Source organism: Fulvivirga sedimenti (assembly GCF_020328055.1).
The window spans coordinates 1-20,204 of sequence record NZ_JAIXNE010000009.1; the positions used below are offsets into that span (position 1 = coordinate 1).

Below are 20,204 nucleotides of genomic sequence, written 5' to 3' on the forward strand. Positions count from 1 at the left end.
AATGGCAGAAGCAGATTGGTTTTATCGAAAGAGTATTGGGTTGCCCGGAAGGGGTAACCGCATTGCGTTGCACCTGGCTTAAGGATCCTATGTGAGGGATGCTTGACCTTTGGTGGATAACGGCGCAAAAAAGTTCATTGACATGTTGTGAAAGAATTACGAGCCAGTAATACGAGAGTATTACTGAAATAGGTAGTAACGAAAAAGAAATCTAGGGTTGCGTTGAATTATGCAGACGCAACCGTAAGAAACTAGAGAAAGTAGAGAAGGGCGTATGGGGAATGCCTAGGCTCTCAGAGGCGATGAAGGACGTGATAAGCTGCGATAAGCTGCGGGGATTGGCACATACGAGTTGATCCGCAGATTTCCGAATGGGACAACCCACTTAGTTGAAGACTAAGTATCCGAGCAATCGGAGGCAAACCCGGAGAACTGAAACATCTAAGTACCCGGAGGAAGAGAAAACAAGAGTGATTCCGTCAGTAGTGGCGAGCGAACGCGGAACAGCCCAAACCCATTATGTTACGGCATGATGGGGGTTGTAGGACTGAAAAGAGTATACGTAATAGAACCTGAACCGGTTGGGAAACCGGACCAGAGAAGGTGAGAGTCCTGTAAGGGTAACCTTACGTATGCGATCAGTATCCTGAGTAGGGCGGGACAGGTGAAATCCCGTCTGAACCAGCCGGCACCATCCGGTAAGGCTAAATACTCCTGAGAGACCGATAGTGAACCAGTACCGTGAGGGAAAGGTGAAAAGTACCGTGAATAACGGGGTGAAATAGAACCTGAAACCATACGCTTACAAGCGGTCGGAGCCAGCAAGACTGGTGACGGCGTGCCTTTTGCATAATGAGCCTACGAGTTACTCCTCATTGGCGAGGTTAAGTCTTTTTAAGGACGCAGCCGGAGCGAAAGCGAGTCTGAATAGGGCGCATAGTCAGTGGGGGTAGACGCGAAACTTGGTGATCTACCCATGGCCAGGGTGAAGGTGCGGTAACACGCACTGGAGGCCCGAACCAGTACACGTTGAAAAGTGTTTGGATGAGCTGTGGGTAGGGGTGAAAGGCCAATCAAACTGAGAAATAGCTCGTACTCCCCGAAATGCTTTTAGGAGCAGCGTGGAGAGTGTTTACTAGAGGTAGAGCTACCAATAGGACTAGGGGGAGTCACATCCTACCAAATCCTGATGAACTCCGAATGCTAGTAAATGAATCTCTGCAGTGAGGGCAAGGGTGCTAAGGTCCTTGTCCGAAAGGGAAAGAACCCGGACCAACAGCTAAGGTCCCCAAATCTATACTAAGTTGAACTAAGGCGGTCCAGTTGCCGAGACAGCCAGGATGTTGGCTTGGAAGCAGCCATTCATTTAAAGAGTGCGTAACAGCTCACTGGTCGAGCGACAGGGCATCGATGATAATCGGGCATTAAGTATAGTACCGAAGCTATGGCAGTAGTAATACTGGGTAGGGGAGCATTCTATTTGCGGCGAAGCTGTGGCGTGAGCCATGGTGGAGCGGATAGAAAAGCAAATGTAGGCATAAGTAACGATAAGGCAGGCGAGAAACCTGCCCACCGATAGACTAAGGTTTCCTGATCAACGCTAATCGGATCAGGGTTAGTCGGGACCTAAGGCGAACCCGAAGGGGGTAGTCGATGGACCATTGGTTAATATTCCAATACTACCGTTAACAGCGATGGAGTGACGGAGAAGTGAAAGGCTCGCGTACTGACGGAATAGTACGTTAAAGGGTGTAGGTATTGGACTGGTAGGCAAATCCGCCGGTCTAGCTGAACCTGATAGTACCGCAATCCTTCGGGAGCGCGGATAGTGGCCCTAATCAGGCTTCCAAGAAAAACTTCTAAGTAATGTTAATGGTACCCGTACCGCAAACCGACACAGGTAGTCAAGGAGAGAATCCTAAGGTGCTCGAGTGATTCATGGCTAAGGAACTAGGCAAAATAGCCCTGTAACTTCGGGAGAAGGGGCGCTTCCTCTGTGCTTGCACAGAGAAGCCGCAGTGAAAAGGCCCAGGCGACTGTTTAGCAAAAACACATGGCTTTGCGAAATCGAAAGATGATGTATAAGGCCTGACACCTGCCCGGTGCTGGAAGGTTAAGGGGGGATGTTATTCTAATTTATTAGGAGAAGCATTGAACTGAAGCCCCAGTAAACGGCGGCCGTAACTATAACGGTCCTAAGGTAGCGAAATTCCTTGTCGGGTAAGTTCCGACCTGCACGAATGGTGCAACGATCTGGGCACTGTCTCAGCCATGAGCTCGGTGAAATTGTAGTCGCGGTGAAGATGCCGCGTACCCGCAACGGGACGGAAAGACCCCATGAACCTTTACTATAGCTTCACATTGACATTGTGTAAATGATGTGTAGGATAGGCGGGAGACTATGAACCGGCGTCGCCAGGCGTTGGGGAGTCGTTGTTGAAATACCGCCCTTTATTTATGTGATGCCTAATCCGGCAATGTCGGAGACAGTGTGTGGTGGGTAGTTTGACTGGGGTGGTCGCCTCCAAAAGAGTAACGGAGGCTTCCAAAGGTTCCCTCAGTACGGTTGGTAATCGTACGCAGAGCGCAATAGCATAAGGGAGCTTGACTGTGAGGCCAACAAGCCGAGCAGGGACGAAAGTCGGGTATAGTGATCCGGTGGTTCCGCATGGAAGGGCCATCGCTCAAAGGATAAAAGGTACTCTGGGGATAACAGGCTGATCTCCCCCAAGAGCTCACATCGACGGGGAGGTTTGGCACCTCGATGTCGGCTCGTCACATCCTGGGGCTGGAGAAGGTCCCAAGGGTTGGGCTGTTCGCCCATTAAAGTGGCACGCGAGCTGGGTTCAGAACGTCGTGAGACAGTTCGGTCCCTATCTGTTGTGGGCGTAAGAAGTTTGAGAGGATCTGACCTTAGTACGAGAGGACCGGGTTGGACTAACCTCTGGTGTACCGGTTGTGGTGCCAGCTGCACCGCCGGGTAGCTACGTTAGGAAGAGATAAGCGCTGAAAGCATCTAAGCACGAAACTCACCTCAAGATGAGACTTCTTTAAAGGGACGTTATAGACGATGACGTTGATAGGCTGCAGGTGTAAAGACAGAAATGTCAAAGCCGAGCAGTACTAATTACCCGTACACTTTCTCTGGGGCTACTGCCCTTCTTAATTCTTTCACAACACTGTCATGATTAAAAAATTGTCCCGGGTCTGACCCGGGCACCCTGTAGGTCCTGAAACAAGTTCAGGACGTTGCCAGGGCAACGCTTTATGGTGATTATAGCGTAGGGGTCCACCTCTTCCCATTCCGAACAGAGAAGTTAAGCCCTACAGCGCCAATGGTACTGCAGTAACATGTGGGAGAGTAGGTCGTTGCCAGATTTTATCAAAACCCTGTGAGGTGTTCCTTGCAGGGTTTTTTTATGCCCCGCCCTTTGATAGCACCCTTGGGCCAGGAGAGTACGTACCATCTTACCAACCACTTGTGTAATTTTCAACTGATGGAATCAGTCAATACAGTAATTTAAAGTGGAAATTAAATAAAACCACAATGAAGAAACTGTATACCCTCCTTTTACTCATCATTTTCTGGATCCCCGTCCTGGCACAGGATGCCGTCGTCGAATCAATCGTTCAGGAAGCAAATGAGAATTCACAACTGGAACGCCTCGCGCATGAGATGCTGGATGTGATCGGTCCAAGGCTCGTAGGTACCCCTGAAATGAAACAGGCCCATGACTGGGCTGTCGCCCAATATGGCAAATGGGGCATTTCCGCCGAAAATGAACAATGGGGCACGTGGAGAGGCTGGCAAAGAGGTATTACACACATCGACATGGTAAGTCCGCGACGTGCCTCACTCACTGGAACCATGCTTGCCTGGAGCCCTTCAACAGGTAAGAAAGGAGTAACAGGTGAAGTAGTCATCATTCCGGATCTTCCCGATTCAGCAGCATACGCAAACTGGCTCCCCAACGTGAAAGGAAAATTTGTGATGATATCGATGAATCAGCCAACCGGCCGACCCGATTATAACTGGGAAGAATTCGCTACCGAAGAGTCCTTTACCAAAATGAAGGAAGAACGTGAAAGCGCCGAAGCTAACTGGCGTTCACGAACCGACAAAATGGGATACGACCGCAGGTCACTTCCCAAAGCACTTGAGAAAGCCGGGGCCGCCGGTATACTCATGAGTAACTGGTCACGTGGATTTGGTGTGAACAAGATATTTGGTGCCTACACCGAGAAAATTCCAACACTGGATCTCGAACTGGAAGATTACGGCATGTTATATCGTATGGTTGAATACGGCGATAAGCCATCGATTCATGTCCTGGCAGAATCAGAAGATCTCGGAGAGATGCCAACCTTTAATACGATCGCTACCATTCCGGGATCCGAAAAACCAAATGAATACATCATCCTTTCAGCTCACTTTGATTCCTGGGATGGCGGTACAGGCGCCACCGATAACGGGACGGGTACCCTGGTCATGATGGAAGCCATGCGAATACTGAAGAAAGTATATCCTAATCCAAAGCGCACGATCATTGCAGGTCACTGGGGGAGTGAAGAGCAAGGTCTCAACGGATCCCGCTCCTATGTGGAAGATCATCCCGAAATAGTAGAGAATCTTCAGGCCTTGTTTAACCAGGATAATGGAACCGGCAGGGTTGTGAACATTTCCGGACAAGGGTATCTTCATGCCTATGAATACCTTGGACGCTGGCTAAGCGCTGTTCCTCGCGACATAACCCGTCATATTGAGACCAACTTTCCAGGGGTTCCTGGCGGTGGCGGATCCGATTATGCTTCCTTCGTTGCCGCAGGTGCTCCGGCATTCTCATTGAGCTCACTAAGCTGGTCGTACTGGAACTATACCTGGCATACAAACAGGGACACATACGATAAGATCGTCTTTGACGACGTTAGAAATAATGCAATACTCACTGCAATCCTGGCTTACATGGCAAGCGAAGACCCGGAAAGAACATCACGTGAAAAAAGCGTGCTGCCCGTCAATCCACGCACAGGTGAACAACGGGAATGGCCTTCAGCCAGGAAAGCTACACGTCGGGGTGGATTTCCCGATGAAGATTAATTGAAAATTCTTCTATCAAAAGCCGGTTGAACTTCAGCCGGCTTTTTTTGTCTTACCTTTATATACTCATCCTTTTTAGGACAATCCGTTCCTCACTGAGCGTATGCCGGATGATCCGTTTTACGCATTTTATACAATCCGGGAAGAAAGATGGTCCATATCCATAACGCCTGCCTGAGTGACATGATAGACTCTGAACTCAGAAATCTCGATTAGTACAGGTTCTACATTTATCCGTCCGAAATCAGACATGCTTGTTCATTTGCGGACAAAAATTATATCAAGACATCACTTAAATAATTGATAATCAATATGTTATATGTTTTGGCATTTGAATTGGGACTACTGCATTAAAATCCCGCCCTTATGCTGAAGAACTACATTAAGATTGCGCTAAGGAATATATCAAGATCCAGGGTGTACTCCTTCATTAATATAATCGGACTTTCCCTCTGCCTCGTAATTGGGGTATTAATATTGCTGTTCATAACCGATGAAACGGGCTTTGATCGATTTCATACTAATGGAGACCGGATATATAAAATTGTAACGCCTACTTCTGTAAACGGCGGTATGGAGACAAATTCATGGCCCGTTGCCTACAAATTGAAATCGGAATTCCCTGAAGTGGAAGAGGTTGTGTATACGCGACAGGCTTTTTCGTCGATGCTGGTTAACCACGAGGGAAAGCGATTTGAGCATAATCTTTATTTTGCTGACAATGCATTTTTCAATATGTTCTCATTTGAATTTATTGAGGGAACTCCGCAAAAGGCATTATCTGAACCTTATTCCATTGTAATGACCCGCTCCATGCGGGATCGGTATTTTGGAAGCGCAAACGCGTTGGGGCAAATTTTGACGCTTCGTGATTCAATGGAATTCAAGGTTACCGGCGTAGTGGAAGATATTCCCAAACAATCGCATATTCAGTTTGATGCGCTAATTTCATTTGCTACATATGAACAGCTGGATGCTGATTTCAATTACAGCGACGGGTGGGGAAATTTTAATGTCAGGAATTATCTGATGCTGCGGGATGGTGCTGATATCAATGAATTTTCGGCCAAGGCTGAAAATCTGTACCGTGAAAATATTGGTGAAATGATGGATAACCTGGGAGTTGAACTTTCCCTGGCTTTCATTCCACTTGAAAAAATATATCTCAATGAAACCTATTACAATGGTTTCGGACCGAACGGATCCATGGATCAGGTGTACCTTGTCGGCGCGATTGCACTGTTTGTAATCCTACTTGGATGTATAAATTATATAAACCTATCCACTGCCAGATCCGTTTATCGTGCACGAGAGGTTGGTCTGCGTAAAATAGCCGGCTCGTCGCGCAGTACAATATTCTGGCAATTCCAGGTGGAAGTTTTTGTGATCACACTGCTTTCCTTCCTGTTATCTGGAATTGTGCTGGAGTTCGCACTTCCTTTTTTCAATGATCTGATGGGTAAATCCTATACCCTTTCTTCCTTGCTGGAGCCAAAAATCATTGCCGGTGCCCTCATATTGATTTTGTTCATCACATTTCTGGCCGGATTCTATCCTTCGAGGATACTTTCTTCTTATCAGCCGTCAGATGTATTCAAAGTTCAGATGGGAAGAGACCGGAAAGGCGTTAACCTTAGGCGCATACTGGTGATTGTTCAGTTTTCTATATCAGGAATGCTGGTATTAGGAACGTTCATTGTACTCGAGCAACTGAATTTCATGAGGAATCAGGACCTGGGATTTGATAAGGAGCAAGTACTTGTACTCGACGTAACACGGGTTCCCAAAACTTCATCCCTCAATGTTTTGCAGAATAATCTGAAACAGCTTGCCGGGGTGGAACAGGTGTCATTCACCAATGCGCTGCCCGGCCGCCCCGGCTGGCAGGGCCAGTGGGCATATCCCGAAGGAGTTGAAGAAGCCGAAGGCAACCAGGTGGACACAGAATACATGGCGATTGATGAAAATTATATTGCTACGCTTGGTCTTGAATTATTGGCAGGAGAAAATTTTGATCAAAAGAATCCTGCGGCATTGTCGGAAGGTTTGATTATCAATGAAACCACCGTTAAGGAGATGGGTTGGGAAACACCTGAAAATGCTATTGGAAAACGGATCGTTTCTCCCTCCGGAACGCCGGCGGGCCTGGTGATCGGGGTGGTTAAGGATTATCATGGTGTCGGTTTGCAGGGTCGGATCTGGCCAAAAGCAATGGGTTATACAAGCAGTCGATACGGCCGTTACTTTGCCATTCGCTTTGTTACCGGCAACACATCTAACCTGATCAGCGATGTACAGAACTCATGGCAGGAAAATTTGGGTGACTATACATTTGAATTTTTTTTCCTGGACCAGGAATTTGATAAACAATATCGTTCTGAGGATCGGCTGATGAAGGTATTTACCCTCTTTGCTGTACTAACCCTGGTGTTATCTGCCATCGGTCTGTTAGGCCTTGTATCTTTCATGATCATTTCCAGAACCCGTGAAATTGGAATCCGGAAGGTTCTCGGAGCCAACACGATGGGACTGGTGACACTCCTTTCAAAGGAATTCATCTTCCTTGTATTTATTGCGAATATCCTGATTATTCCACTTGTCTGGTGGGCGGCTAATCTATGGCTCAACAATTTTGCCTATCATATGGAAGTCAATCCATGGATCTTTGCTGTAAGTATTGGTGCAATGGTCCTGCTCGCAATGGGAATTGTGTTTGTCCAGACGTTTACCGCTTCCAGACAAAATCCGATCGATACAATTCGCGTGGAATAGTTACCAGCCGGTTCTGTATTCCCGTTTTACAAAAGTATTGGCAGGTTCGAAATTAGTGATTTTCATATTCGGTCCGTCCCAAAGGAGGGTGATGTTCCGACCCGGGTACTGAATGTCATTATCTTTCTTCTCCTGGTAATCATAGCTTCGAAGCGCAAGGTTGCCCATGAGTACACTTTCTGTGAGCGGCCCGGCGATATCAAAATCGGAGCTGCACTCTTTTTTACCATAGCCTGCCATACATGCGTTTACCCACTGCAGATAATGTCCTTCAGGAACACGCGGAATCTCTTCCGGCACATTGATCTGTTCATTCCTGGAAAGGGGAATAAGGCGTGGATTTGCACCGTAGGTGCTGCACATCATCTTTCCTTCCGTTCCGATCATTAATACACCGTTACCGCCATCACCCATGATCTCATCGGCTTCAAGCTCTGATGGCCTGGCAGGCTGAATACCTCCATCCATCCAATGCATGGAAACTCCGGGTTCATCACCGCGTTCCGGAAATTCAAGGATGATATGTGAAGATGGCGGACAGCTATCCGGATAATATGCCCGCTGAAAGGGTCCGGTATAAACACTACCTACACTGCACTGTACACTGGTCGGGTAGCCCAGTTGCAGTGTTTTGAAAGCAGGTTCGATCAGGTGACAGGCCATATCACCCAGCGCGCCTGTTCCGTAATCCCACCATCCCCTCCAGTTGAATGGCACAACATTATCTACATATTCCTTATATGGAGCTGTGCCCAGCCAGAGATCCCACTTCAATTCAGCGGGTACCCCGGCAGTCTTGTCAGGCCATGCAATTCCTTGCGGCCATACGGGACGGTTGGTCCATACATATACGGTGTGTACCTTTCCAATCAGGCCGGCCCTGTACCATTCCTGCATCTGTCGTACACCGTCTCCCGACGCTCCCTGGTTTCCCATTTGGGTGACGACTTTATACCGGTGAGCGGCTTCTGTCAATTGCCGCGCTTCGTAAATATCATGTGTAAGCGGTTTTTGAACATAGACATGTTTTCCCATTTCCATCGCGGCCAATGCCTGGATGGCATGCATATGATCAGGTGTGGAGACGGAAACAGCATCAATAGAATCTCCTTCTTTCTCAAGCATTATGCGGTAATCATGATAGTAGTTCGCATCCTGGTGGTCTTTTATGGATCTCTCGGCCCTGCGATCATCCACATCACAAAGCGCCGCAATTTTTACATTCTTGCTTTTTGCAAATTCAGCGAGATCAGAGTACCCTTTGCCTCCTACACCTATTCCGGCAATCCTCAGTGTGTCTGAAGGTGCTACAAATCCGGAACCTCCAAGAACATGACGAGGGACAATACTGAAGGTGAGGCCTGTTGCGGCCAGTGTTTTGATAAACTTTCTTCGTGTACTCCGGTTTTCCTTCTTTTTCATCTTGCCGTATGCGTTAATTATTTCTTAGGAATATACCCCGATTTTCTCAAATCCTCCAAATTTTCAATCTCTCTAACCGCTCCGTTATAACATAAAAATACACGGTCGGAAATATCCGTTACTGTACGGTACTGATGATCGGTCACCAATATGGATTTTTTACTCTTTTGCTGATGTAATTCCTCACACAGAAGCTCAGTCTTTACGGGAGAAATATGTGCGAAAGGCTCATCAAGCAGTGTGAATTTTGTCGGGGAAAAGAGACATAAACAGACCTCAGTCAACCGGCGCTGTCCTCCTGATAACCCTTCGAGCTTCACAGAGGGATCAACACTGCAGATTTCCTGAAGCCTGCTGCTGTCTGCCTCATCGATCCGATATAATTCAATACAGTCCTTCAATGTGAGATATCCCGGCAAATGATTTTCCTGCGGGAGATAATTAATAAGCCATGGATCAGACGCCGGGTTTTGGATGTGGCTGCCGTTATAGCGAATGAACCGGTAGGACGCCTGCATCGAACCGGATAAGATTTTCAGAAGACATGATTTGCCGCTTCCATTTCTCCCGGCCAGTCCGGTAATGACCCCGCTCTCAAGGTACATGTAAACATCTGAAAGGATCACCCTGCCGTCAAACTCCAGGTTAACGCTGTCTATTTCAAGTTTTAACATAGATCAAATGGCTGATAAGAAAGCCTGCTACAAGTATCAGAATGTCAAGTATTATTGAGATTAAGAGAATCGTCCTCAGACGAAAACCCGCATTACGGATGGCAATAGCATGAATCCTTCGGAAATAATGAAAATATAGAATGATTCCGGCCCATGATGCTGCTTTTATCCCTGCCGAAGAAAGAATTGCCCGGGGTCCTGAATTGACATAAAGTATCATACAAAGTATGGTGGTAATCATGCTGAAGTTCAGGAATTCCCTGAAGATGATTTTTCGTATGGCTGTTTGCCGCGGCATGAGCTGTTTGGTTCAATTATCGTACCGATCTCGCCAATGCAACGATTAGGGGTAAAACGGAGTCTAATACAGGCAGGAAGACGTTTCGTAGCAGGGGTCTGTCAACAGGTGCTTCAAGACAGTCCGCAGGTCCGGAATGCTTCCTGTATTTCTGTAAATACTGATCACAAAAATTCTTTATCCTCCGTCATTTTAGCTTAATTTGTGCTAAAATTCGGAATCGGGGTGAAGAAAAGTGCATTATTAATAACCTTACTGTTGGTGGCTGCTGCGGCTGCCTATCTCCTGTATGATAAATACTATCAGCAGGAACCAACATCGCTCTGGCAACTTGTTCCTGCAAATGCAATATCCGTTTATGAATCCTCAAGAACGGCCACTTCGTGGGAACGTTTGCATGAAACTGTTATGTGGCCGTCACTCAATTCCCTTAAGGCCATCTCTGAGCTGGATAAACAGCTTCAGGCGATAGATACTATATCGGGACAGGCTGGCGGACTGGACCAGCTTCTTGGCAGTCCATTTTTGATCACGACCCATGTGGTTAAAAAGAATGCATTTGACCAATTGTTCCTGGTTGATCTGAGTAAAATTGAAAGTCAGCAGATCATCTCTACCCTTCTGTCAAGATATGAGAAGGACAGCCTGGTAAAACGCCGTACGCGCACCTATCAGGAAATGCAGATTAATGAACTGCAAAAAGGGGAGTCGGTATTTTCCTACCTCATTCATGATAATAAGCTTATAGCCAGCTATACTCCATTCCTGGTGGAAGATGTGATCAGACGAATTGCCGATCCGGAAGTTGAAGGATTTGCCAGTGAAAACGCCAATGTGCTTGCGATGCCGAAGCTGGCGCAGGATGATGGCAATCTGTACATAAATGTGAATAACATGGGCGAATTCATGGCTGCCTTTTCCAGTCCGGATCATGTGATGGAAGCCCGGGAAATCAGCCGTTTTGCACGTAATGCATTTTTGGATATTAAGATTGAGAACAACCGTGTGTTCTTCAACGGATTCACAAACAGCGGAGAAGATGGCAAGTTTCTCCATACTTTGTCTGACCAGGTTCCGGTAAAAATAGATTTTAAATTCAGGGTTCCGGTGAACACTGCCATATTTCTGCACTTTTCATTTTCAGACGCAAGTGCCTGGCATCGCAGAGCTATGACCTTCTGGGAAACAGAAGAAAAGTCATTTGTTGATGAGCGCACAGAGCAATTCGGGTTATTGAACTTTGAGATTGAGAATTTTTACAATGGCATTGGAAGTTCTGTATCCCTCATGAAACTGGAGGTTCCCGGTTCTATCGGGTTTATACCTGTGGCCATGGCAGAAACACGCGATACCAATGGCGTGATGAGCATGCTCAACCGGTTAGGGGAATCCATTGCACGGGCTGAAGGCGATTCTACCTATGTAGAACGATACGATACCTTTGAAATCAGAGAGTTGGTGATTGATGAATTTCCCCGTCAGTTGTTCGGGCCGATGTTTTCCGGTTTTGACCGAACCTATTATGCCTTTGACAATAGCGTACTTTACCTGGCACCGGATCTTGTAACTCTAAAGGAGGTTCTTTCATCCGTCCAGTCTGAAAACACCTGGGGCAGATCAGTGCTTTATAATCAGTTTGTAGACGATCTGTTGAAGGAAGCCAATCTTACCATGGTCGTGAATAACCGGAAAGCCTGGGAGAACCTGCTCTCGAAGAGTGACCCCAAATGGGAGAATTTCGCGCGGGATAATGCGGGAATGCTGAAAAATTTTGGTTTGATGGCATTTCAGTTCAGCAAGCTGGATGATTACTTCTATACCAGTATTTCGCTGCTGCATGACGGAAAAAATGTTGAGATAGTCCGGCAACCGCAGGTTGACATAAAGATGCGGGCTATGGCCACCTATCCGATTGTTACCAAGCCCTATGTGGTAAGGAATCATACCAATAATCTGTTGGAAACCGTTATTCAGGATTCTGCCAATTATTTCCATCTGGTTGGAACCAGTGGAGAAATCGTCTGGTCAAAGCAGCTGAATAGCAGGCTGACTTCAGATGTAACACAGGTTGATTTTTATCAGAATGGAAAACTACAGTATTTCTTCACGACTGAAAATGCGATTCATATCATCGACCGGTTGGGTAATTATGTAGAAGGATATCCTGTAAGCCTGACCCACAAGGCCCGCCATGCTACTGTCGTTGATTATGATAATAGCCGTCGGTACAGGTGGCTCATTGCCGATGAATTCGGCAACCTGTATCTCTATAACAAGACGGGAGTTGTTCTGGAGGGCTGGTCACCCCGTACTACCGGAGGAAGACTGTCATCAGATCCGTTTCACCTCCGGATACGCGGTCGTGATTGCCTGGTGGCCATTGAGGGCAGCGGAAAGATTCATGTAATGAACCGCAGGGGTGAGTATTACCCCGGATTCCCGCTGGACCTGGGTGTGCGAATCGAAACCAAACCGTTTGTTCAGCCCGGCGCCAATTTCAGCGAAACCCTGTTAACCGTGATTGATAAGGATGGCAAGCTGGTAACAGTAAATCTTGCTGCCAGGGTTCTTCGTTCAGAACAGCTCTATAAGCCGACAACAGATACTGAATTCCAGTTGATTCCGGATATGTTGGGTAAGACCTATATCATTGCCCGCTATGATCGCAGGCGACTGGTATTGCTCAACAGAAATCAGGAAGAACTGATGTCGAAAGACTACCTGGAAGGAAATGGTCTGGATGTCCAGTACTATGATTTTGGAAGTGATGTACAGGTATATGCAGTGGCTGATGCAGCCCAGGGTTTCACCTTCCTGTATGGAAATGAAGGAAAAATGCTCGGTGCCAGACCCCTGGACAGCGGAAAGGAGATCGCGTTATTATACTCTGAATTGAATAAGGTATTTACCATATATTATGTATCAGGAAAACAAGTCGTTGTACAAGCTTTCTAAGTATCTGTTCGTCAGCATTCTTCTTCTCATGCCGGTGGTTTCCTCGGCGCAGGACTCGGTAAATCTGACTTCACCCTATTTTACGGTATACACGCATCTGGACAATCTGCAGGAGGATAATTACTTTCCTGAAGTTGCAGCCAGGACCCTGCATCCGTCAATTCAAGATGACAGGCAGGAACTGGCCATTAAGCTTAAGCAAGTGCTCGATGGAAGCGGCATCATTATCGACATGGACGAATTGCCGCGTAATCAGGATTATTATGATTCCGCTTCGAGTAAATATCGCTACTATCTTACCGATAAATACCCGGATCTTTACCTGGAGAAATCGGGAGATAAATGGTATTATAGTGAGAAATCAGTTCGTAAGATAACCTCCTGGCATAAGGAAGTATTTCCGTTCGGCATCGATCGCCTGCTGAATGTTCTGCCAAAGATTGGTACCCGGTCTTTCCTGGGTCTTCATATCTGGCAGCTGGTCGGAATACTCCTTTTAATCATCTCTGCATTTATTCTTCATCTTGTCTTTTCATTTCTGTTTGAACGACTAATCTACCAGGTATTGGTCCGCTTTGGGTACAAGGAACTGGCTCACAATGTGGTGATGCCCATTGCGAAACCCATCAGCTTTCTGGTTATTTTCCCGCTGCTGATCCTGTTTGTTCCGGTTTTACAGCTGCCCATCATCCTTAATAAATACGTAATTCTTATCCTGCGTGCAGTATGGCCAATTTTCGCCATTGTGTTTTTCTACCGGCTTGTGGATGTCATCAGTATGTATTTTTCGCGGCTGGCGGAAAGGACTGAAAGTACCCTGGACGACCAGCTGGTTCCGCTGCTGAGGAAGGTGCTGAAGACCTTCGTTGTGATTGTTGGCGGTATCTTTATTCTGGATAACCTCGAATTTGATATTACCGGATTGCTGGCGGGTATATCCATTGGTGGTCTGGCATTTGCGCTGGCAGCCCAGGATACGATTAAGAATTTCTTCGGATCTCTGATGATCTTTGTTGACCGGCCTTTCCAGGTAGGTGACTGGATTACATCGGGTGACGTGGACGGGACGGTGGAAGAGGTTGGTTTTCGGTCAACGAGAATCAGGACTTTTCGGGATTCGCTGATGTATATTCCAAATGGCCTCATTACAAATCAGACGATTGATAACCATGGCCTCCGGAAATATCGTCGCTTTATGACAAGAATTTCGGTGACTTATGATACGCCGCCCGACCTTATCGAGGTATTTGTTGAGGGCCTGAAGAAATTGGTTGATCAGCATCCTGAAACCCGGAAAGACTACTATCAGATTCATTTCAATGATATGGGGGCTTCGTCACTCGATATTCTGTTTTATATATTTTTCGATGTACCCACCTGGACAGATGAGTTGCGCGGCCGGCATGAAATCCTGTTATCTGTCGTAAGGCTGGCCGATGAACTGGGAATCAATTTTGCCTTCCCCACACAGACCCTGCATGTGGAAACTTTTCCGGAGAAACTTGGTAATTCCCCGCGGTATGGAAACAGTAAGGAAGAGCTTCGTAAGAAACTCGATGATTTCTTCAGGGAATCCTCAGAGTGATAAGTACGCCTCAATCGCTGTATAAACAGCCTCAAGGTCCTTATCTGAAGTGACATAAGGAGGAAGCACATAAATCAGATTTCCCAGGGGACGGAGCAGAATATTTCGCTCCAGGAAGAAAGGGTATAGGCTATTTCGCATTTCACTCACATACGAACTGTCCTGATCCGTGTAAAATTCAAGGGCCAGAATGGTTCCCATGGAGCGAATATCCTTCAACCGATCATTTCCAGCATGTTTCCTCACAAAATCAGAATGAGACTGGGCAATGCGTTTTATATTTTCCAGGCAATCATCCGTTAACAGTAATTCCAGACTGGCATTGGCGGCCGCGCATGCCATAGGATTCGCGGTATAGGAGTGACCGTGAAGAAATGCCTGTCGCAGGTCGGCAGTAAGATAGGGCCTCATGATTTCGGCGGTGCAGGCCGTCGCTCCCAGGGGAAGTGCCCCACCGGTAAGTCCTTTTGACAAACAGATCAGGTCCGGGGAATGGGCCAGGAATTCGCATGCGAAAAGTCGGCCCGTACGGCCGAAACCGGTCATAACTTCGTCTGCGATACAGATAATTTCATGAGATTTAGCGATCTCAAGTAACCGGTCGAGTGTTTTGGCCGAATACATCCGCATACCGGCAGCACCCTGAACAAGTGGCTCGAAAATGAAAGACGCTACCTCACCGTCGGATATCAGGCGTTCAAATTGAGTAATAACTTCCGAATCATTCTGCCCGTCGGGTAATGGGATAAATTCTACATCAAACAGGTAGGGGAAAAAGGGTTTTGTGAAGATGCTCCGCTCACCTACAGACATGGCTCCAAATGTGTCGCCATGATAGGCGCCGTCCAGTGCAATGACCCTTCTTCTCGGCTCTCCCCGGTTTTCCCAATATTGAAAAGCCAGCTTGAGCGCCACCTCAACGGCTGTACTCCCGTTGTCGGAGTAGAAGATTCGCTCAAACGGACCAGGAAGGATTTTTAATAGGGATTCTGCCAGCTCAATAGCTGGTTTATGTGTGAAGCCTGCGAAAATCACATGCTCAAGCTCACCGGCCTGTCGCGCAATGGCTTGCTGAATATGAGGATGTGAATGTCCGTGGAGGTTTACCCACCAGGAAGAGATCGCATCCAGGATCCTGCGCCCGTCATTCGTAAATAAATACGGTCCTTCAGCCCTGGTGATCATCAGAGGTTCCGCAACACCCATTAACGGGGTGAACGGGTGCCAAACTGAATTCTTGTCCCTTTCCTGCCATTCGTTCATAAGAATACGAAATTAAGGCAAGGGTGCCCAAAATAAAAAATACGCCGGGAATAAGGATCAGAATAAATAAGGCGTAACCGTCGTCCATTTAACAATAAAAGTTTCCGTTTGACAGTTTTATTGTTGGAGATAAGCAGATAAACGATAATTTATCTTAAACATTAAATCAAAGGTTGAAAACTTGTCTGATCATAGTGCTATTCAGTTTGACCGCTGCGCTTGCCAATGGGCAGAGTAAAAAAGCAGAGGTCCCTGATAAGAAATTTGAAGAGCTGCTTTACCGGATCGACATGCTGGATTTGCCGCTGGATCTTTCAGGAAACAGCCTGGGAAAATCAATCCCGGAACAATTGGTTCAGACCCAGAACGAGGGTTACAACAACGGAGACCTTAATAATTTTATTCAGCCGTATCATGACGAGGTAGAACTCTATGTGTTTCCGGATCAGCTGATATTGAAGGGCAAAGAAAATCTTCTGCAATACAGTGCGCGTAAGCTGGATTTGTGTGAACAACAGTCCGTTGAAGTAATTAAAAGAACTGTCATGGATAATACGGTGATCGACCAGCAGCGGATTACCAGCCTGTATAACGGTGAAGAACGGGAAGAGATCGTGATATACAGGATCAGGGATGAAAAAATTTTTCAGGTGTACAAAATCCAATAGAATCGTATATTGAAGTCCATGATAGTATCTGCACTTCTTGCGTATGCCCACTACCTTTCAATTTTACTGGTGATCTCATCCCTGGTGGTAGAGGCATTTGTTTTCACAAAGGAAATGGGCCTGCGGGAAATGAAAATTTTGCAGCGTGCCGACACGTTGTATGGAATAGCGGCGCTGCTGGTTTTACTCACCGGGTTTGTACGGGTTTATTACTACGGAAAAGGTTCGGAATACTATTTTGGAAACGCAGTATTTCTCACAAAACTGAGTCTTTTCATCGTCGTTGGGTTATTATCTATCTATCCGACGGTCGCCTTCCTGAGGTGGCGTAAGCTTGATAAGCCTGAGGAGGGGATTAAATTGCCTGACAAGGAATACAGGAAAATCAGGCACTTTATTTTGCTGGAAGTAATACTGGTGCTTACCTTACCTTTACTGGCGGCGCTGATGGCGCGGGGAATAGGTTAGTTGACTTTCAGTCTTTGAAATATGGGTATTAAAAAGGACATAAGAGACCTGGTAGATAACGGGGTTATCAATGAGGATGCCGCAGAGCGGATCAGGCGCTATTATGATTCAAAGACAACTGCGAATTCCCAAAACCGGCTTTTCATCATATTCGGAATATTCGGCGGCTTGTTGGTAGGACTTGGGATTATCCTGATCATTGCGCATAACTGGGATCAGTTTAGCCGGGGGGTTAAAACAAGTTTTGCATTTCTTCCTCTTATAATCGGGCAGGCACTTTGTTTTTATACGCTTTTCAAAAGAAATGCAAGTGTTGCATGGAGGGAAACAAGTTGTGTAGTACTATTTTTTGCCGTTGGAGGAAGTATTTCACTCATTAGCCAGATCTACAATATTCCAGGAAATCTGACGAATTACCTGATGGTCTGGATGATGCTTGTACTTCCCCAGATTTATTTATTAAGGTCTTCTGCAACCTCGTTATTGTCGCTGATTGGCATAACCGCATTTGCTTTTCAAAGTGACGGACCGGGTTTTTCTGAAAAGAGTTATTTCTACTGGCTGTTTCTTGCATTTATTTTGCCCTTTTACCGCTCTCTGATCCAAAGAACCCCGGGTTCTAATTTCACTCATTTTCATCACTGGTTCATTGCTCTCTCTATTACGCTGTCACTTTGGGTTTTTGAAAGTGGAAATGGTGGTCTGCTCTATATGAATTATCTACTGCTGATGGGATTGTTCCAGTCTTTCGGGTACTGGCTGCAACATCATAAAGGCATTCATGAATTTAATGGAATGCGAATCGTGGGATCCGTCGGTACGGTTATCGTTCTTATTATTTTGAGTTTTGACGGGGCATGGCGCGAAATGAGGTTCAATGAATGGAATTTGGATTTGTTTCTGTTATCACCGGAATTTCTTGTGTTCCTGTTCATTGCAGGCCTGTTTGTAATACTCTATGTGAAGGTACGGAAGGATGGAATCCCCGACAGAGCGGCTATACCCATATGGGTGTATGGTGCTTCTCTTCTGGTATTTGTTAGTTCATTTTACTGGAACTATCCGGCTGTTCTGATAAATCTCCTGGTCCTGGCGGTTGGAATTCTGAAGATACGCGAAGGGGCAATGCGTGACCACCTGGTAATTTTAAATTTTGGTATGCTGATCATCGCATTACTGATCACATGCAGATTCTTTGACACCGATTTAAGCTTCGTGGTGCGCGGAATCCTTTTTGTCCTGGTAGGGGCCGGGTTTTTTGCAGCCAATTATTTTACAATAAAGAGGAGGAAGCATGTCGGCCAATAGAATTTATATCGGACTATTTATTCTGCTGGCAATTGCCCAGCTGTATGCTACCGGAGGAATGATCATACAGCATGACAGGGTCCTTCGGGAAGGTGAAGTGCATAAATTCCTGATCGAACCCATCGATCCATCCGATCCCTTCAGGGGTCAATACCTGATACTTGGCTTTGTTAATGATCAGGTCCTGATGAGTGATTCAGTGATGTTTGAGGAAATGGACGATGCCTATGGTATCCTGGGTGAGGACGAAAATGGGTTCAGTTACATTTCCGATCTTCAAATGGACGAGCCGGATTCCGAATATCTGAAGTTAACGATCGATTATTTATCGTCAGGAAATGATTCACAGACACGTGTGTTTGTCAAGTTTCCTTTCGACCGCTATTACATTTCTGAAAAGAAAGCCCTGCCTGCGGAAAAGATTTTGCAGGAAGCGCTTCGTGATGGCAATGATCAAAAACCATTTGCTTTAGTTCGTATCCTGAATGGTGAGGCTGTACTCGAAGATATTGTGTTGAATGGCCGTCCGATCAGTGAGATTCTGGAGGATATGGATCAGGAACCTTAGAAACATCTGCTTGCCTGAAAGCACAATGAATCACCTCCCACCGGGATATGTCCGGTTTTATCCAGTATTCCGTCGAGGCGAAGATTCAGAATATCCGGTCCGTTCTCTGTTACGGTAATGTACATGATATGATCGAAGGCTGAAGGATCATCGGCGCTTTGGGCTCCACTGGTCGTTCCGAGTATGATATGATCCCGGTTATTTTTGGTGGTATGCGCATAGGAATGAAAATGACCGTTTATGACCGTATATGGCCTGCTTTGTAACTTGTTTTCTATCGTTTTCCAGCCTTCGGCGTTTTCGCGCGACCATACAGGTTTGTGCATGAATAAAAATGTCCATCGAACATCCGGGTATCGAGCCAGTACTTCGCTGAAATATTCAGCCTGGGCGGATCGGATTTCTCCTGTCAGACGCTCATCCATATTCCAGTATTCTGTATTCACTACCTGTTCGGGGGTGTCACTCTCCAGTACTTCGATGGACCTGAGTCTGGCCAGGTGAATGTCCTGCATGCGTTCCGGATTAAAATCCTCGCTGTCCAATACCAGGAATAAGACGTTCTTGTAAACAAAATGATAGTAGCGGGCCCCGTAGCGCTCTTCCCAGAAGTTGCGCATCGTTACATTCGTGAGATCATGATTTCCCCCCGTATAGAAAAGCGGGGCGGTGAACTTCTCTGCACGCTCATCGAACCGATCCCATTCCCGAATCAGTTGAACCGTGTCTTCTGTGCCGCCATCGATCAGATCTCCAACTGTTAGAATCAATTCCGGATGCAACAGATTAACCTGTTCTATGGCTACATCAAAGATGCCGGGCCGTTCCCCGCCATACAGGTCGGAAATCACCGCAAAACTGAATTGATCCGGATGCCCATCAAAGTTTAAATGGGTCCATGGCTGATTTTCCGTGCTAAATTCATGATGGAAAATGGCCGGGGAATCTGCCTTGCGACAACCGAAGGTATTCGCAATTATCAGGAGAACAAGTATTCGGAAAAGTAGATGCATTGGTGATCTTCTGTTGAGATTGATGTTTAATATTATATGCTGATACAATATACATTTGTTTGCTGTGGGATTTACTTCCTAATTTATAATGTATTACTAATACTTTGCTGCC

General features: G+C 46.4%; 13 protein-coding genes and 2 rRNA genes. 10 read left to right on the forward strand and 5 right to left on the reverse strand.

Going from position 1 to position 20,204, the window contains the following annotated elements:
* Positions 1-254: 254 nt before the first annotated feature.
* The 3 genes from LDX50_RS29595 (at position 255) to LDX50_RS29605 (ending at position 5,098) form a co-directional block, all read left to right on the forward strand.
* Positions 255-3,147: ribosomal RNA gene (locus LDX50_RS29595) — 23S ribosomal RNA — on the forward strand.
* 119 nt (positions 3,148-3,266) lie between these two features.
* Positions 3,267-3,378, forward strand: a 5S ribosomal RNA gene (rrf, locus tag LDX50_RS29600).
* A gap of 169 nt (positions 3,379-3,547) precedes the next feature.
* On the forward strand, positions 3,548-5,098 hold the full coding sequence (locus LDX50_RS29605; protein ID WP_225699924.1) for a M20/M25/M40 family metallo-hydrolase: 1,551 nt from the start codon (positions 3,548-3,550) through the stop codon (positions 5,096-5,098).
* A 129-nt stretch (positions 5,099-5,227) separates the two neighbouring features.
* Here LDX50_RS29605 and LDX50_RS30915 read toward each other — a convergent pair whose 3' ends face one another.
* On the reverse strand, positions 5,228-5,350 hold the full coding sequence (locus LDX50_RS30915) for a hypothetical protein (protein WP_255647453.1): 123 nt from the start codon (positions 5,348-5,350) through the stop codon (positions 5,228-5,230).
* A gap of 114 nt (positions 5,351-5,464) precedes the next feature.
* Here LDX50_RS30915 and LDX50_RS29610 point away from each other — a divergent pair, with 114 nt between their 5' ends.
* Entirely contained in the window at positions 5,465-7,870 is a 2,406-nt protein-coding gene (locus tag LDX50_RS29610; protein WP_225699925.1) for an ABC transporter permease, read from the forward strand.
* Here the strand turns inward: LDX50_RS29610 and LDX50_RS29615 are convergent, their stop codons facing one another.
* On the reverse strand, positions 7,871-9,292 hold the full coding sequence (locus tag LDX50_RS29615; RefSeq protein WP_225699926.1) for a Gfo/Idh/MocA family protein: 1,422 nt from the start codon (positions 9,290-9,292) through the stop codon (positions 7,871-7,873). It lies immediately after the preceding gene.
* 17 nt (positions 9,293-9,309) lie between these two features.
* A complete protein-coding gene (locus LDX50_RS29620; protein WP_225699927.1) occupies positions 9,310-9,966 on the reverse strand; it encodes an ATP-binding cassette domain-containing protein in 657 nt (218 codons plus the stop codon).
* 502 nt (positions 9,967-10,468) lie between these two features.
* On the opposite strand from LDX50_RS29620, the gene LDX50_RS29625 reads away from it, so the two are divergent.
* Both LDX50_RS29625 and LDX50_RS29630 read left to right on the forward strand, forming a co-directional pair.
* Positions 10,469-13,219, forward strand: coding sequence for a hypothetical protein (locus LDX50_RS29625; RefSeq protein WP_225699928.1), 2,751 nt, complete (start codon positions 10,469-10,471; stop codon positions 13,217-13,219).
* Positions 13,182-14,804, forward strand: a complete 1,623-nt coding sequence (locus LDX50_RS29630) for a mechanosensitive ion channel family protein (protein WP_225699929.1) — start codon at positions 13,182-13,184, stop codon at positions 14,802-14,804. Before LDX50_RS29625 ends, LDX50_RS29630 begins: the two co-directional genes overlap by 38 nt.
* Here the strand turns inward: LDX50_RS29630 and bioA are convergent.
* On the reverse strand, positions 14,796-16,067 hold the full coding sequence (gene bioA, locus LDX50_RS29635; RefSeq protein ID WP_225699930.1) for an adenosylmethionine--8-amino-7-oxononanoate transaminase: 1,272 nt from the start codon (positions 16,065-16,067) through the stop codon (positions 14,796-14,798). The two genes, LDX50_RS29630 and bioA, sit on opposite strands and share 9 nt — an antisense overlap.
* A 173-nt stretch (positions 16,068-16,240) precedes the next feature.
* Between bioA and LDX50_RS29640 the strand changes: the two genes are divergently transcribed.
* From LDX50_RS29640 to LDX50_RS29655, 4 genes are read left to right on the forward strand one after another with little or no spacing between them, the layout of a single operon-like run.
* On the forward strand, positions 16,241-16,735 hold the full coding sequence (locus LDX50_RS29640; RefSeq protein ID WP_225699931.1) for a nuclear transport factor 2 family protein: 495 nt from the start codon (positions 16,241-16,243) through the stop codon (positions 16,733-16,735).
* 18 nt (positions 16,736-16,753) lie between these two features.
* Positions 16,754-17,203, forward strand: coding sequence for a DUF2214 family protein (locus tag LDX50_RS29645; protein WP_225699932.1), 450 nt, complete (start codon positions 16,754-16,756; stop codon positions 17,201-17,203).
* 21 nt (positions 17,204-17,224) lie between these two features.
* Entirely contained in the window at positions 17,225-18,511 is a 1,287-nt protein-coding gene (locus LDX50_RS29650; RefSeq protein ID WP_225699933.1) for a DUF2157 domain-containing protein, read from the forward strand.
* On the forward strand, positions 18,498-19,079 hold the full coding sequence (locus LDX50_RS29655; protein ID WP_225699934.1) for a GDYXXLXY domain-containing protein: 582 nt from the start codon (positions 18,498-18,500) through the stop codon (positions 19,077-19,079). The genes LDX50_RS29650 and LDX50_RS29655 overlap by 14 nt, the downstream gene beginning before the upstream one ends.
* Here LDX50_RS29655 and LDX50_RS29660 read toward each other — a convergent pair.
* The gene (locus tag LDX50_RS29660) at positions 19,076-20,092 is read right to left on the reverse strand and encodes a metallophosphoesterase family protein (protein ID WP_225699935.1); all 1,017 of its coding nucleotides are present in this window, start codon (positions 20,090-20,092) and stop codon (positions 19,076-19,078) included. The genes LDX50_RS29655 and LDX50_RS29660 overlap by 4 nt on opposite strands.
* Positions 20,093-20,204 lie beyond the last annotated feature (112 nt).